This is a genomic window from Mycobacterium sp. NGS59 (assembly GCF_059812345.1).
Map to the genome: position 1 here is coordinate 22947 of NZ_JCALCN010000038.1, position 14455 is coordinate 37401.

11 protein-coding genes are annotated in these 14455 nt (G+C 67.3%); 3 read left to right on the forward strand and 8 right to left on the reverse strand.

The features are described 5' to 3' along the window. Positions 1–43: 43 nt before the first annotated feature. Both AC5Y46_RS24720 and AC5Y46_RS24725 read right to left on the reverse strand, forming a co-directional pair. Positions 44–529 (reverse strand): hemerythrin domain-containing protein, encoded by a 486-nt coding sequence (locus tag AC5Y46_RS24720; RefSeq protein WP_499993632.1) that lies wholly within the window; start codon positions 527–529, stop codon positions 44–46. Next, positions 526–1443 carry a Rieske (2Fe-2S) protein gene (locus AC5Y46_RS24725; RefSeq protein WP_499944634.1) on the reverse strand — a complete coding sequence of 306 codons (918 nt, stop codon included), beginning with the start codon at positions 1441–1443 and terminating at the stop codon, positions 526–528. The genes AC5Y46_RS24720 and AC5Y46_RS24725 overlap by 4 nt, the downstream gene beginning before the upstream one ends. Before the next feature lie 97 nt (positions 1444–1540). On the opposite strand from AC5Y46_RS24725, the gene AC5Y46_RS24730 reads away from it, so the two are divergent. Together AC5Y46_RS24730 and AC5Y46_RS24735 are read left to right on the forward strand one after the other, a co-directional pair. After that, on the forward strand, positions 1541–2854 hold the full coding sequence (locus tag AC5Y46_RS24730) for an aminotransferase class I/II-fold pyridoxal phosphate-dependent enzyme (RefSeq protein WP_499993634.1): 1314 nt from the start codon (positions 1541–1543) through the stop codon (positions 2852–2854). 27 nt (positions 2855–2881) lie between these two features. After that, the gene (locus AC5Y46_RS24735; RefSeq protein WP_499944636.1) at positions 2882–4393 is read left to right on the forward strand and encodes a cytochrome P450; all 1512 of its coding nucleotides are present in this window, start codon (positions 2882–2884) and stop codon (positions 4391–4393) included. Here the strand turns inward: AC5Y46_RS24735 and AC5Y46_RS24740 are convergent. The 6 genes from AC5Y46_RS24740 to AC5Y46_RS24765 form a co-directional block, all read right to left on the reverse strand. After that, positions 4390–7362, reverse strand: a complete 2973-nt coding sequence (locus tag AC5Y46_RS24740; protein WP_499944637.1) for a thiamine pyrophosphate-binding protein — start codon at positions 7360–7362, stop codon at positions 4390–4392. The two genes, AC5Y46_RS24735 and AC5Y46_RS24740, sit on opposite strands and share 4 nt — an antisense overlap. After that, positions 7355–8353 (reverse strand): pyridoxal phosphate-dependent aminotransferase, encoded by a 999-nt coding sequence (locus AC5Y46_RS24745; RefSeq protein WP_499993635.1) that lies wholly within the window; start codon positions 8351–8353, stop codon positions 7355–7357. The genes AC5Y46_RS24740 and AC5Y46_RS24745 overlap by 8 nt, the downstream gene beginning before the upstream one ends. Positions 8354–8397: 44 nt before the next feature. Beyond that, the gene (locus tag AC5Y46_RS24750; protein ID WP_499944639.1) at positions 8398–9480 is read right to left on the reverse strand and encodes a UbiA family prenyltransferase; all 1083 of its coding nucleotides are present in this window, start codon (positions 9478–9480) and stop codon (positions 8398–8400) included. A gap of 21 nt (positions 9481–9501) precedes the next feature. Further along, complete coding sequence (locus tag AC5Y46_RS24755) at positions 9502–11982, reverse strand: ABC transporter permease (RefSeq protein WP_499944640.1); 2481 nt, start codon at positions 11980–11982, stop codon at positions 9502–9504. After that, positions 11979–12653 carry an ABC transporter ATP-binding protein gene (locus tag AC5Y46_RS24760; RefSeq protein ID WP_499944642.1) on the reverse strand — a complete coding sequence of 225 codons (675 nt, stop codon included), beginning with the start codon at positions 12651–12653 and terminating at the stop codon, positions 11979–11981. Before AC5Y46_RS24760 ends, AC5Y46_RS24755 begins: the two co-directional genes overlap by 4 nt. Positions 12654–12725: 72 nt before the next feature. Then, positions 12726–13844 (reverse strand): FAD-dependent monooxygenase, encoded by a 1119-nt coding sequence (locus tag AC5Y46_RS24765; RefSeq protein WP_499944643.1) that lies wholly within the window; start codon positions 13842–13844, stop codon positions 12726–12728. A gap of 87 nt (positions 13845–13931) precedes the next feature. Between AC5Y46_RS24765 and AC5Y46_RS24770 the strand changes: the two genes are divergently transcribed. Then, the coding region (locus tag AC5Y46_RS24770; RefSeq protein ID WP_499993637.1) for a DUF222 domain-containing protein at positions 13932–14455 on the forward strand (524 nt) is incomplete at its 3' end.

The following is a 14455-nucleotide window of genomic DNA, read 5'->3' on the forward strand; positions in this document are numbered from 1 at the left end:
TCCTATACCGTGCGACTCCATCCGGTAAACGTTATCCGCGCGCTCAGAACGCCCGCAACAGTGCGGCCCGCCCTTTCACGTGCAGTCGCTGCAGCCTCGAGTTGCGCAACTTGTCCATCCGTTCGGACATCTCCCGGCCCAGCCGGTCGAGTTCCTCGGCGCTCAGATCCACCGGGGCCGGCGGCGGCACCAGGTCACGCTCCTCCTCGTCGGCGTGCGCCTCGAGGACCGTCAGGAACGAATTCCACTCGGCTTCGTAGTCCGGGGATTTCGGCGAGGTGCGCAAGGCCACGGCCAGCTGGTCGTAGATCTGCCGGTGCTCGGCGTGCGCGATCGCGATCAGCTTGGTGGCGGCCGCCATCGCCGGGTAGTACAGGTCGTCCTCGATGCGCATGTGGATGTCGAACTCGAGCAGCAGGTCGTCGATGCATTTCTCGCGTTCGGGGGTACCGGCCGGTGCCTCGCGCAGTCGGCCACCCAACTTGCGCAGCAAATTGTGGTGGTCTTTGAGCACGTCGTAGGCGTTCATCCGCGGACCTCGATCTTGCCCTCGTGCAACCGCGCCTGGTAGCACGGCAGCGGTGCGGCCGCCGGACCGCGGACCACCTGCCCGGACTGGGCGTCGAATTGCGAACCGTGCCAAGGGCATACGATGCGGCCGCGGTCAAGCCAGCCGTCGGCCATCGGTGCAGCCAGGTGCGGGCAGAACTCGCCGACCGCGGACACCTCGTCCTCCTCGCTCCGGCACAGGACCACCCCGACCCCGTCCACCTCGACGCGCTGCAGTTGTCCTTGCGGCAACTCCGTCTCGGCCAGCACCGGCGTCCAATCCGGTAGCTGCAGCCGCGGGCCGGACTGGTCGATCCCGATCCCGGATCCGAACACCAGCGATCCGCCGAGGAAACCACTGCCGGTCGCAATGCCGTAGCCGACCGCGCTGATCACCGTGCCGCGCAGCTGACGCCCGCGCCGCCGCTCGCGCCACGACGTGATGTAGAGCGAGGTCGCGACCAGGTTCAGCACACCGTGCACCAGCCCGACCCGGCGATCTTCCTCGTGGGTGTGTTGCCAGTCGGTGACGCCGGTGACGGCCGAGGCGAGGTTGGCCAGGATGCCGATGCCGAGCGCGTTCTGGGCGAAGCGTGCCGAGTCGCGTCGCTCGAACGGGGGTCGATGCGGCAACGCGTGCAACACGTCGAGGGCCACGGTGGTTCCGATCGCACCGCTGGCCAGCGAGGCCAGCGGCGGATGCGCCGGGTGCCCCAGCCAGACCCCGTTGAGCAGGTTCGTAATCCGATTACGTGCTCCGCCAAGCGCATTGAACACAAAGCTGAGCACGTTCTCGAGCCGGTAGCTGGGCCGGTCGAGCCATTCCTGGCGACCGATGAACGCAAGAATCCGTTTCCCGATGCCGTCGTCGGGGCGCACGAGTTGATCCACCATCTAAAGCTTTCCTCTCACTGTGAGGTTAAACCTAGCATTGTTTGTCATAGGACAAAAATACACAGTTGGGCGCGTCTGCGCCGGTACATTGACTCCCGTGCCGCCGATTTCCGGGTCGACCGCCAGCGCGATCGCGGACAGCGTCCGTGATCTCGTGTCGCGCGGGGATCTCGCGCCGGGCGCGGTGCTGCCGCCGATCCGCACGTTGGCCACCGAACTTCAGGTCAACCGCAACACCGTCGCCGCGGCGTATCGGCAACTGGTGTCGGCCGGTGTGGCGGTTGCCGAGGGGCGCCGCGGGACCGCGATCGCCGAGATGCCCGACCTGGACGCCGAGCAGCTGCCCTCGTCCGGGCTGGTCGATCTGGCCAGCGGAAACCCGGATCCGAGGCTGTTGCCCGATCTGCTTGCGGCGCTGCGCCGCTCGCAATACCGGCCCACGCTGTACGGGGCGCCGGCGGTCGAACCCCGGCTGATGGCGGTGGCCGAGCGGATGTTCGCGCCCGATGTCGAAAGCGTCGGCGCGGCCGACATCGTCGTGACCCACGGCGCCGTCGACGCCGTGGAGCGCGTGCTCAGCATCTGCCTGACCCGCGGGGACGCGGTCGCCGTCGAAGACCCGTGCTTCCTGGTCAGCATCGGCACCGTCCGGCTCAACGGCTATCAGCGGGTGCCCGTCCCGGTCGACGAGTACGGCATGACGGTGGCCGGACTCCGCAACGCGATCGCCAATCGCGGTGCCCGGGCGGTGATCGTCACCCCTCGAGCACACAACCCGACCGGCGTGAGCATCGACGAGCGGCGTGCCGCGGCGCTGCGGGCGGTGCTGGCGGACTATCCGGAAGTGCTGGTCATCGAGGACGACTACTTCTCGCTGGTGTCGTCGGCGCCGTACTGCCGGGTGACCCCGCCCTCGACGTACAACTGGGCGCTGGTGCGTTCCGTCGCCAAGTTTCTGGGCCCGGACATCCGGGTCGCGATGGTGGCCGCCAACCCGCAGACCGCTCAGCTGATCGGCGCAAGATTGCGGGCGGGCAAGACCTGGGTGAGTCATCTGCTGCAGGCGGCGGCCGCGCACATGCTCACCGATGCCGCGACGGTCGCACGGCTGGGCCGTGCCCGGCGAACCTACGCCAAACGCGGTCACGTGCTCGCGGAAGCGCTTGCGGCCAAGGGCATTTCGCCGCTGGGTTCGCCCGACGGGCTGAATCTGTGGGTGGACCTTGCCGACCCGGAGACGGTCGACGCGACGGTCGCACGGCTGACGCGGGCAGGTTGGGCGGTGCAGCCCGGGGACATCTTCGCCGTCGATCCCTACCGTCCCCGGTGCGGCATCCGGATCACCTCGGCGAGCATCACCGTGCGGCAGGCAACGCGGTTCGCCGCCGACCTGGCCGCCGCGGTAACTTAGGCGTGCCTAACGAAAGGTTGTGACACGTTGACCGCTGCGGAAGAGCCGCCGTACCGGCCCTACGAGCAGGAAAGCGACGAGCCAACCGGCCTCCCGCCCGTGCTAGCCCCCGTCGTCGCACCGCGGACGCGCGAGGACCCGCTGTGGCCGACCCGGCTGTCGGTGCCTACGCTGCTCAGCGCCGCGCGCGGTTCCGGCCGTCCGGCGCCGTTGCCGCCCGGTCCCAAGGGCTTGCCGGTGTTCGGCTCCTTCTTCGAGCTGCGCAAGGATCCCTTCGAGCTGATCAGTCGCGGTGCGGCCGGCTACGGCGACATGTTCCGCATCCCGATGCCGTTGCTGGACATGGTCGCGGTGACCCACCCGGACCTGTTGTGCGAGTTCATGGATGACTCCGAGGGCCGCTACAGCCGCTACGACCTGCTCGGTCCGTTGCTGAAGGTGATCGGCGCGAACAGCATCATGCTGGAAGGGCCCAAGCTGCGGGAACGCCGCAAGATGCTGATGCCGATGTTCACCCGTCGGCACCTGACCACGATGGCCGACATCTTCAGCAGCGAATTCGACGAACGGCTCACCCGGTGGGGATCCTTCGCGGGCACCGGAGCGCCGGTGGACCTGCAGTACGAGATATCGCTGTTGACGTTGAAGGTCTATCTGAAGACGTTGTTCTCGGCCTCGATCGGGGAACGGGAACTGCGCCGTCTTGACGCCGACATGCGGGCCATCACCGGCCTGCTCGGGATGACCACGTTGATGGTGCCGTTCCCCAATCTGCTGCCGCACAAAGGGCGATCCAGCCTGCTGCCGGCGCTGACCCGGATCTATCGCCTGGTCGGACGCTTGATCAAGGACCGCAAGAAAAACCCGCTGGAGACCCCGGACTTCCTGGACACACTGCTGGAGGCCCGCTACGAGGACGGCTCGCCCATCTCCCGGCCCGACCTGGCCGCCGAGATCGTCGGACTGCTCGGTGGCGCGTATGACCCCACCGGCGCGGCACTGAGCTGGACGGTGGCGTTGCTGCTGACGAACCCCGACCAGCTGGCCGGGCTGTATGAGGAGATCGATGTGCTGGGCGGGTCGCTGCCCACCTTCGACGACGTGTCCCGGCTGGGCTGGACCAGGGCCTGCTTCGACGAGGGCCAGCGGATGCAGGGACACCCGTTCTTCCCGCGGTTCTGCATGACCGACAACGAGCTGGGCGGCTATCGGCTGCCCAAGTACACGCTGGTCGGTGCCTCGATGTCGGTGGTGCACCGCGACCCGAGATGGTGGCCGGACCCGGACCGGTTCGACCCCACCCGGTTCACCGACCCCGACCAGGTGCGAGCGCGGCCACGGCTGGCGTTCATGCCGTTCAGCTCGGGACAACACTTCTGCCTGGGCACCACGATGGCCTACATGGCGGCGCAGTTCTTCCTGACCATCCTGTTCCAGCGCTACCGGTTGAGCGTGCCGGACGGTTGGCAGCCCGAACCGCAGTTCACCTTCTCCGTGATGGTCAAGGGCGGACTGCCGGTTACGGTGTCGCGTGCCTAGTCCGCGATGCCCTTCTCATACAGCTTGCCCGCCACGACGGCGCGGGTGACCTCGCCGAACGTGCCGGCCCCGTCGCGGCCCTCTTTGGACCAGGCGACGAAGAACCCGGCGACCTGGCGCCAGTGCTTGCGGCCGGCCTGCACCGGGGCGTCGTTGAGCACGCACCGCGCGTCGATCAGGTAGGGCCGGTTCACGCTGATCGCCTCGTTGAAGGCGGCGCGGAAATCGCGCAGGGTGTCGACCCGGCGGGACTCGATGCCGACGGACGCGGCGTACTGCGCGAAGTTGATGTCCGGGATCGCCGAGCCGCGGTCCGGCCAGCCCATGATCTCGCTCTCGAACTTGATCGCGGCCAGCGCCAGATTGTTGACGACGACGAAGACCACCGGTTTGGTGACACCGACCGATGAGCGAATCTGGTTGAGCGTCACCGATGTTCCGCCGTCGCCGGCGACCGCGACCACCAGTCGGGTGTCGGTGTTCTTGGCCGCTGCGATCGCCGCCGGGACCGCAAAGCCCATGGTGCCGAACGATGCCGACCAGATGCTGCGCGTCATCGACGTGATGTACCGGTACACCCACAGCGTGTTGACGCCGACGTCCGCGCACACCGTGGAGATCCCGTCGAACCGGGCGAGCTCGTCGTCGATGGCTTGGGTGAGGTTGGACGCGCGCAGCGGGGCGCGTTCGACGGGGCGCAGCCGGGGGCGGCGGCGTGGCCGCGGGGGCGACGGCTGCTCGGGAGCGTCGGCGCGCAGCGCGCCGACCATCGCCTCCAGCGTGGTCACCGCGTCGCCCAGCACGCAGATGTCCTGCTCTTTGAGTCGCAGCATCGCGTTGGGGTCGACGTTGACCACGATGGTGCGCCCGGTTGCGCCCAGGTCGAAGGCCGACCCGCGGTTGGACACGCCGACCAGCAGCAGCACGTCGGCGCGGGCGACCTGCTGGAACGCGCGCAGGTCACCCGAGCCGCCGACGCGGCCGTGGGCGCGCAGGCCGGGGCTGTCCACCACCGAGTCGCCGCCCATCGTCAGGTGCACCGAGCAGCCCAGCAGGGCCGACAGCTCGGTGAGTAGGTCCGTGCAACCGGCGGCGCCGCGACCGGCGACGACGGCCACCCGGGGCGCGGAGCGGATCGCGGCGATCGCCTCGTCCAGCGCCGCATGGTCCGGCGGGGCCGGCCTCGGGGCCGGTATCTCGGTCCGGCTGTCGCAGTCGTCCCATCGTGTTTCCAGCGCGTCGCGTCGGACCTGCAGATGCACCACGCCGCCGCCCGGCGCCGCGGCGGCCGCGCACGCGGCTCTGACCGTCGCGGCCGCCGTCGTCACGTCATCGACAACGTAGTGCGCCACGGTGACCTCGTCGAGCACCCGCTGCGCGTCGAGATGCCAGGTGTCGGTCTCGACGGTGACGACCAGGATGCGGGCGTTGTCCAGCGCCGCGTCGTAGATCCCGTTGAGCTGCAACAGCAGTGCGGGTCCGGTCGCGGCGACCGTACCGGCCGAGGGACGCCCTGCCTTGCGCAGCCCGGCCGCGCTCATCGATGGCGCCTGGACGTTGGCGTTGCGCTGCGCGGTACCGAACGCGGGCAGTGACGGTGCGCAGAAGTCGCTGATCTGTACCGGCGCAACGAGATTCGTCTGCAGTGCCGCAGCGAGTGACCGTTCGCCGGGACGTACCGGCGCCGCCGGCGCGGCCGGTGCGTTGCGCCGCACGGCGATGAGTGCCGGGCCTTCCGTGCGGGCGGTGCCGGTGCTCAAACCCATCGCGGCGCCGAGATAGCTTATTTTGGAGAGGATTTCGGGCTCGTCGACCTGGCAGCGGATGGATACATTCGCGTCAACCGTCACCAGGCTGGACAGTTCGGCGACGAATTGGCTCAGGTTCGGATAGTCGGTCACCACGACGCTGCGCGACTTCCCGGCCAGCGCGGCCCCGATGCCCATCGGCAGGGCCGCACCGGGGATCCCGGCGATGCTGGACATGCCGGCGTCGTCCGGCAGGTCGGTGAATACCGTTTCTTCGCTTGCGGTTTCGTGTTCTGGCTGGTCCAGGTCCAGCAGTGTCAGCAGCGTGGCTTCGACGTCGCAGACGACCTGCCTGATGTACGGCAAAGCCTTGCCGGTGAACCGGCGGTCGGTCAGTTCGAGCAGGTTCGCGTGCCCGTGGACACGGTGCTTCAGCAATGGGCTGCAACGTCCCACCACCAGCACGTCACCCGCCGGGATCACGCCGGTGCCCGCGACGTCGTACATCGGGCAACTGAGCCGCTCCGAAAGTCCTTGTACCAGGCTGACATACGCGGCATCGGCGCAGGACAGCACGATGGCCAGGTCGTCGGACTTCAGGAACTCGGTGACCGAGCGCAACTCTTCCTTACTCGCCGGCGCGGGCGTCGGCGGCTTGGGTACGAAGAATCCCGTCTCGTTGCCACCGATCGGCGCGTAGAGCACATCGCCGGGAATCGCGACGTGGCAGGCGGTGGATTCGTGCACCGCCGACACGCAGGACCGCGCGAATCGCTCGAACTGCGAGGGGGAGTGGATCAGCACCGACGAGGACGTGCAGGGCTGGAACAGCGCTTCGGAGTCGATCTCCTGGAACGTGTCGCGGCCGATGCTGGCCACCGGAACCTGACCGCTGATGGCCAGCAACGGAATTCGGCCGAGGAATGCCTCGTAGGCGCCGGCAACCAAGTTGGTCGCCCCGGGTCCCGCGGTGCCGAAACACACCCCGAGCCGGCCGGACGCTCTCGCGTAGCCCACGGCCATCAGCGCTGCCGCGGTCTCGTGCCGGGTGGTGACGACCTGAATCTCGCTGCGCTTGCCCGCGGCGTGAATCAACGAGTTCACCGACTCGGCCGGCATCCCGAAGATGTATTCGACACCGAGGGCGATCAGATAGTCCACCAACTCGTCGGCGAACCGCTGTCGCCCAAGCGCGTTGGAGAACAGATGCCGGTTATACATTGATCGGGCTGTAGGTGCTCAACGACGCCATGACGGCATCCACCGAAGCGTCGGATTGAACCGTGATCCGCACGCCGAAGCCGGGATATTCCCGCACCAGTATGCCGTCGTTCAGGGCGTGCCGGAACAGTGTGTGCGAATCCTGCGCGGGCACCCACACGAAGTTTCCCTGCGAGGCGATCCCGCAGTCCATGTCCTGGTCGATCAAAAAGGCCTCCAACCGTTTCCGGTTTGCGACCACGCGCATCACCCGGTCGGTCAGCGGCCCCTGATGCCGCAGCGACTCGGCCGCAGCGATCATCGATACCGAGTTCACCGAGTAGGTCGGGACGGCCGAGCGCACCCGGCCGGCCAGTGCGGCGCCGCTGAAGACTCCGTAGCCGATGCGCAGACCGGCCAAACCGTATGCCTTGGAGAAGCTACGCAGCACCGCGACGCCGTCGAGTTCGGTCACCAGGCGACCCACCGCGTCGGGAGGCAGGGTCTCGTCGAACTCCGCGTAGGCCTGATCGACAACCAGCAGAACATGTTTGGGTAGAGCGTGGCGCAACGCGGCGAGGTCGGCCAGGCTCACCGTGGCGCCGGTGGGGCTGTGTGGCGCGGCGACGATCACCTGCCGGGTCGACGCGTCGACATGGGAAAGGATGCCGTTTAGCGATTGGGTCCCCGGCGGGTCGCTGGCCACCCCGACCGGGACGCCGCCGGCCCGCGCGTCCAGCACCGCGTACTCGTCGAACGTCGGCAACCCGAAGATCGTGGACTCTCGCACCGGATCGGCATGCAGGATCGCGTCCAGCACGCCGACGCTGCCCGGACCGATGACGACCTGGTCTCGCGGGACGCCGTGCAGGGCGCTGATGCCCGCGGTCAGTTCCGCGACATGGTGGTGCTGCGGGTAATGGCTGAGGGTGACCGCGCTGGTAGCGAGTAATTCCAGCACCTGCGGGAGGGGGTCGAGGTGCAGTTCGTTGCGGGACAGATCGAAATCCATTCGCAGCTTCCGGGGGTCGCCGTGGTGAGTAATCCGCTTGACCCTCATGGCGTTTCGAAGTCCTCCGCACGCCTGGTGTCCAGCCGCAGCCGGTCGGTGAGCAGCATGATGGCGAATCCGGTGACCACCACCGCGACCGAGACGAACGAGATTCGTTCGATCAGGATCAGCGTCGACAGATATCCGACCGAGACGAACATGTCGTCACGCAGCATGTCGTTCGACGATTTCTGATCGACCGTGTGCACCAGACGCCAGGCTTGAAAACACGCCACTGGCAACCAGATCAGGGCGATCAGATACTTGGCGGCGAGGAAGCCGGCACCCACCGGAACCACGATGGCCGCGTACACCAGCACGGTCGCGACCGCGGCGATCATCGCGGCGCGGCGCCTGGTGGCGCTCAACGTCGCCGACGTCGTCACGTGGACCCGTTTGTCCCCTTCGTAATCCGGCACATTCTTGGTGAGGCCCTTGGCGCAGAACCAGACGAACAGGTACAGGGCCAACGCGCAGTACTGTGGGTCGGTCAGCACAGCGAACCTCAGATCCGAGGCGAGCACCGCGCTCACATACGGATACGCCACCGCGTTCGCGAAATACAGGATGCCGATCCGGGCGCGGGCTTTCATGCGCAACGGTCGGAACGAATACTGTTGGCAGCCAATCAAAGCCAGGAACGTCAGGGCCGCGAACCACGGATTGACCAGCAGCGAGAGCGCGAAGTTGATCGCGGCCAGCAGGTGGGTGTGGCGCAACAGCCGGTCGCGGCCGTAGCGGCTGAGTTCGAACACCCGGGACGGGATGTTCTCGTTGTCCTCGGCGATGTCGGTGTAGATGTTGTAGAGGTTCGCTATCGCGGCGATGTGGTAGGAGACGATCATCCCGACGACGAGGGCCAGTGGTGAGACCTGGCCGGCGACGACACTGGCGAGATAGAAGCCCAGCATGCCCGGGATGCACGTCCTGGGCCGCGAGAACGCCACGAACTGCGCGAGGCGCCAGGTGGCCGGCGCGTCGATGCCGGGGCAGGTCCGCACCAGTTCCAGCCGTTCCGCACTGGGCTTCTGCAGAAACCCGGTTAGCCCGGATGGCCCGGCCGGTGGCGCCGGGCGGGCGTCGGTCATCAGTTGGCGCTCCTCCACGGGCTACTCCACTTCCAAGGCGTCCACGATGGTCGATTTCGCGGCACGAGACGCGGGGAGCAAAGCCCCACTCCAACAGAGGATCACCGCGACCACGACGGTGAGTAGGTCCAGCGGCGAGAACGAATACCGCACGGTGATAGCGGTGACCGAACTCATGATCAGCGTGCCGAGTCGATGCACCACTACGCTGGTCAGCATGCCCAGTGCGCCGCCCAGCAACGCGATGCTGGTCGACTCCACCAGGATCGACTTGGTGATGTAGCGCCGCGACGCACCCATGGCGCGCAGCACGCCGATCTCCCGCTTGCGTTCGATCACCGAGATCATGAACGCGTTGAACAGCGCCATCGCCGCCAACAGCGCCACGATCCACTGCACGAAGACCGCCAGCGAGCCGATCTGGGCCACCGCACCCTTGCCCGAGTCGACGGCGTCCTGTCCGCTGAAGGCGAACAAACCCTTTGCCGCGGCGACCTTTTCGAGCTGTCGCAGCGCGGCGGGCACGTCGCCGGGATTGTCGACGTGCACTTCCAGGTAGGTGGCGCCGTCACGCTGGAACCAGGATTTCATGTGCGACAACGACATTGCGATCATGCCGCGTTCGGTGGTCAGATAGTCGACCACACCGAGGATCTGCACGCTCTGCTCACCGGACGGGGTGCTCAGGGTCAGCGTGTCCCCGACTCGGCGGTCCAGGCGCCTGAGCAGTTGTCGCGATACCACGATGCCGTCGCCGGCCTCGACCTTGGCGCGGACCGCGTGCTCCATCGCGGCGAAGGCGGGGGTCACTGTGCCGGGGTCGGAGCCGACCACCAGAACGCGGTCGCTGCCGACGTTGACGAAGGCGTACTGGACCGGTTTGACGTCGACGACACCGGGGATCGCCCGCACTTCCCGGTCCGTCCCCTGGGGGATCAGCGGGCTGATCGGCACCACTTCCTTCGATGCCGCGGACAGGTACATGTCCGCACCGGCCAACGAGGCGAAGGCATTTCCCGTGGAGTCGACCACGTCGGTCAGCACGCCGCTGGTCACGCTGCCCAGCGCCACCGCGATCATCACGATCATCAGGTTCGCCCACGTCCGTTTGGCCGACGCCGTCATCGTCGAGCGGCTGACCTGACCGGCCGGCCCCATCAGCGCGGCGATCCGGCTGCTCAACGCCACCAGCACCGGACCCAGCGCCCAGCACAGCGTGAGGACACCGACCAGCACCAGAACACCTCCGGCGAAAGTCTTTTCGTCGTGCAGACGCAGTGCGACGAAGAACGCCGCGCCGGTGAGCAGCGCCCCGACGACCACCCCGAGCCAATGCGGGCGGTTCCGGTCGGCACCCAGGCTTTCCAGTTCCACCGGTCGCATCGCGGCGATCGGCGATGCCCGGAAGACCATCATCGCCGGCCAGGCGGCGCCCAGCACGCAGGCCACGATCCCCAGCGAGATCACCACTGTGATCGCGGTTCCCGGGAAGAAGTAGTCCGGTTTGACGTCGACCGACTGCAGCATCAACGGCGGCAGACGCTTGATCGCCAGGAAGCTCATCGCCGCACCCAGCGGCGCCCCCAGCAAGCCACCGAGAAAGCCGAGCAGGGCCACCTCGAGCAGCAGGTCCTTGGCCAACTGTCCGCGCCTGGCGCCCAGCGCGCGCAGCGTGGCGATCATCGGACGGCGTTGCACCACAGCCATATTCATGGTGTTGAAGACGATGAACATCGCGACCACCAGGGCGATCGAACCGACCAGTAGCAAGGTGTCGCGGGTGAGCGAGACGGAGTTGTCGGTCTGGGCGACGCGGAACTGCGGTTCGGCGACCACCGCGCGGTGATCGACCACCCGAACCAGATCGGCGCTCAACGCTTTGAGGTCGGCGCCCGGCTTGGCCACGACGAACACCGACGTCACCCGGCCGGGTTGGTTGAGCAGCTGCTGCGCCATCGGCAGCGGGACGATCAAATAGTCTCCCGCGTTGTACTTCTCGGCGAGATCCCCCTTGGGCACGAAAACCACGTTCACACGGGTGTTGTTGACTTCCACTTGGGCGCCGGCAGCGGTGCCCAGGCCGGGGCCGGCGATCGCGCCGCCGGCCAGCTTGCTCTGATCGGCCTGTTGCACCAGTTCGTTGCCCACCCGGTTGTCCAGCACCCGGATATCGGGGCTGACACCGAGAAGCGTTGTGCCGGAACGGGGAGCATTGACCGTCGCCTTCACGATCGGCTCGGCGGCGGCCACCCCGTCGACCGCGTGCAACTCGGCGACCAGCGATTCGGGCATACCACTGTCGGCCGCGCCGGTGACCTCGAAAGCCGCTCTGCCGTAGAGGTCTTCGGACATCGTCGCCACCGATTTGGTCAACGAGCTGTAAATTCCGGCGATGGCCACCAACAACGCGGTCGCAATCATCACCGCCGCAACGCAACTCAACGATCGTTTCCAGTGCGCAACCGCGTAGCGCAGGTTGAGCAGCCTGAAGCGGGCGATCATGCGGATTCGACGACTTTGCCGTCACGCATGACGATTTCGCGGTCGGCGGCGGCCGCGATCGTCGGGTCGTGCGTCACCATCAGCACCGAGCACGCGCCCTCGTCGGCGATCTTGCGCAACAACGCAAGGATGTTCTTGCCGGACTCCGAATCCAGATTGCCGGTCGGCTCGTCGGCCAGCACCACACCCGGCTTCATGATCAGCGAGCGGGCAATGGCGACGCGCTGCATCTGACCCCCGGACAACTGGAAGGGTTTGTGATCGATGCGGTCGCCCAGCCCCACCATCTCCAGCAATTCGCAGGCGTCCCGGCGGGCCTCCTTGATCGACGACCCGTCCAGCACCCGGGGCATGGCCACGTTCTCCCAGGCGGTCAGCGTGGGCAGCAGGTTGAAGAACTGGAAGATGAACGACACCTTGCGGCGCCGGTATTCGGACTGTTCGTCGTCACTCTTGCGCGACAGCTCCTCGCCGTCGACCGTGATCGAGCCCTGGTCGGGACGGTCGATGCCACCGATGAGGTGCAGCAGCGTGCTCTTGCCCGAACCCGACTGTCCCGTAATGGCCACCAGCTTCTCGGTGCCGAGGGACAAGGTGACGTTGTCGACCGCTTTGACCAGCTCCTGGCCCCGCTGATAGGTCCTGCTGACGCCGGTCATCTCGATCAGCATGTGTAAGGCCCCTGGGAAAGTCGCGACGCAGATTTGGTGCAGGACAGGCTAACCTTACACACCGTTAATTTTCTAGGTGGACGTTTTCCATTCCTGCAGTCGGAGAGTCCGGCGGCTGAAAATCCAGTTCGGAACCAGTGTCATGCCCGTTTCGCGTGCCCAGACCAGCAGCGGATGACGCCACTGGCCGGCGATGCCGATGGCGTGCGATTCGCGCGCGATGCGCTGGGTGCGGGGACGACGGAGCCGGTCGTATCTCTGCAGCGCCTGACCCAGATCCTGGTTGGTGAGTAGGGCACACAGGGTTGCGGCGTCCTCGAGTGCCTGGTTGGCGCCCTGGCCGAGATTCGGCGACATTGCGTGCGCCGCGTCACCGATCAGCACGACGTTGCGGTGCACGTAGGACTTCAGCGGTCCCTCGAGTTCTTCGGCGTGGGTGTAGTGGACGGCCCCGGGATCGGTGGCATCGATCAGTTCGGCGATCGGCTCGTGCCAGTGACCGAAGCGGGTTCGGACCTCGTCGAGAGCTTCGACGCCGGTTTCGTTTTTCGCGCAGTCCGCGACACCGAACCAATACACCCGGCCGTCCTTGAGGGGGGCCAGCCCGAATCGCTCGCCGGCACCCCACGTCTCGCCGCCCTCGCCGATGGGCACGGGCCGGGACGTGAGAGCGCGCCACACCCCGTAGCCGCAACGGCGGGTCGGGCGGTCCTGCGGCAGGCTCGCGCGGACCCGGCTGCGGATGCCGTCGGCTCCGACGATTAGGTCTGCACCGGCGGCGACGTTCTCGTCGTCGGTCCGGATGGCTCCGTCGCTGACCTCGATGACGCGCTGTCCCCACTGCACGGTGCCGGGGGCGAGGGTGCCCAGCAGCGCCGCGTGCAGCTCGGTGCGGTCGACCGCGCGCAGGTGCTCGTATGCCGCCTTGTCGAACGTGACGACGAACCCGCCGTCGGGTTTGCGGATGCCCGACTTGGTGAACGGGGGCACGTCGGCGCAGATCGCCCGGACGGCCGGCCCGAGGCCGAGCTCGTCCAGAGCCCGAAAACCGTTGCCGAAGATGGACAATCCGGCGCGCGGCGGCTGCGAATCGGCCGACCGTTCCAGGACCTGGACTTCCCAGCCCGCCCGCTGCAGTCCGCTGGCGACCGCAAGTCCGGCGATTCCGGCGCCGACGACGACTGCTTTCATGCGCGGCAGCCTAATGAGTGCCCCCACGGTCGGCCCGCATGCACTGGGGGTTCGCGGCCTTCTGCAACCTGTGGTAGTATCGAACGTATGTTCGAACAATCGGATCCGGAGGCTGCTGCCGCGGCGAAGGTGGCGCAGTTCGAGGAGTCGATGGGGGCGGTGTTCGCCCATCGGGAGGCGTTGAGCGAGACCACCGCGGCGTCCACGGCGTGGATGACCCATATTCAAAACGCCGATCGGCTGATCAACCAGGCCGAGGCCACCCAGCTGGCCGCGATCTGGCAGCTGTTTAGCTATCGGCTCTCCCGCAGCGCCGAAACCCAGGCGTGGGCGATCGACACCACGGCCGCGGTGGCCGCCGAAGTGGCCGCAGGCCTGAAGATCAGCCAGTCCTGGGCCTCGGGCAAAGTCCACTATGCCCGCGCCATGGGGGAACGCCTGCCCCAGACCGCGGCGGTGTTCGAGCGCGGGGACATCGGTTTCTCGGCGTTCGCCACGGTGGTCTCGCGCACCGATCTGATCGAGGACCCCCAGGTGCTGGCCCGGGTGGATGCGTTGGTGGCCGCCAACATCACCCGCTGGCCCGCCCTGAGCGGCTGGCGGCTCTCGGC

Bases quoted from the DNA above. Each gene is read 5' to 3' on its own strand.
- AC5Y46_RS24750 (WP_499944639.1), bottom strand. From the start codon at position 9,480: ATGACCGACGCCCGCCCGGCGCCACCGGCCGGGCCATCCGGGCTAACC.
- AC5Y46_RS24720 (WP_499993632.1), bottom strand. From the start codon at position 529: ATGAACGCCTACGACGTGCTCAAAGACCACCACAATTTGCTGCGCAAG.
- AC5Y46_RS24725 (WP_499944634.1), bottom strand. From the start codon at position 1,443: ATGGTGGATCAACTCGTGCGCCCCGACGACGGCATCGGGAAACGGATT.
- AC5Y46_RS24745 (WP_499993635.1), bottom strand. From the start codon at position 8,353: ATGGATTTCGATCTGTCCCGCAACGAACTGCACCTCGACCCCCTCCCG.
- AC5Y46_RS24765 (WP_499944643.1), bottom strand. From the start codon at position 13,844: ATGAAAGCAGTCGTCGTCGGCGCCGGAATCGCCGGACTTGCGGTCGCC.
- AC5Y46_RS24760 (WP_499944642.1), bottom strand. From the start codon at position 12,653: ATGCTGATCGAGATGACCGGCGTCAGCAGGACCTATCAGCGGGGCCAG.
- AC5Y46_RS24755 (WP_499944640.1), bottom strand. From the start codon at position 11,982: ATGATCGCCCGCTTCAGGCTGCTCAACCTGCGCTACGCGGTTGCGCAC.
- AC5Y46_RS24740 (WP_499944637.1), bottom strand. From the start codon at position 7,362: ATGTATAACCGGCATCTGTTCTCCAACGCGCTTGGGCGACAGCGGTTC.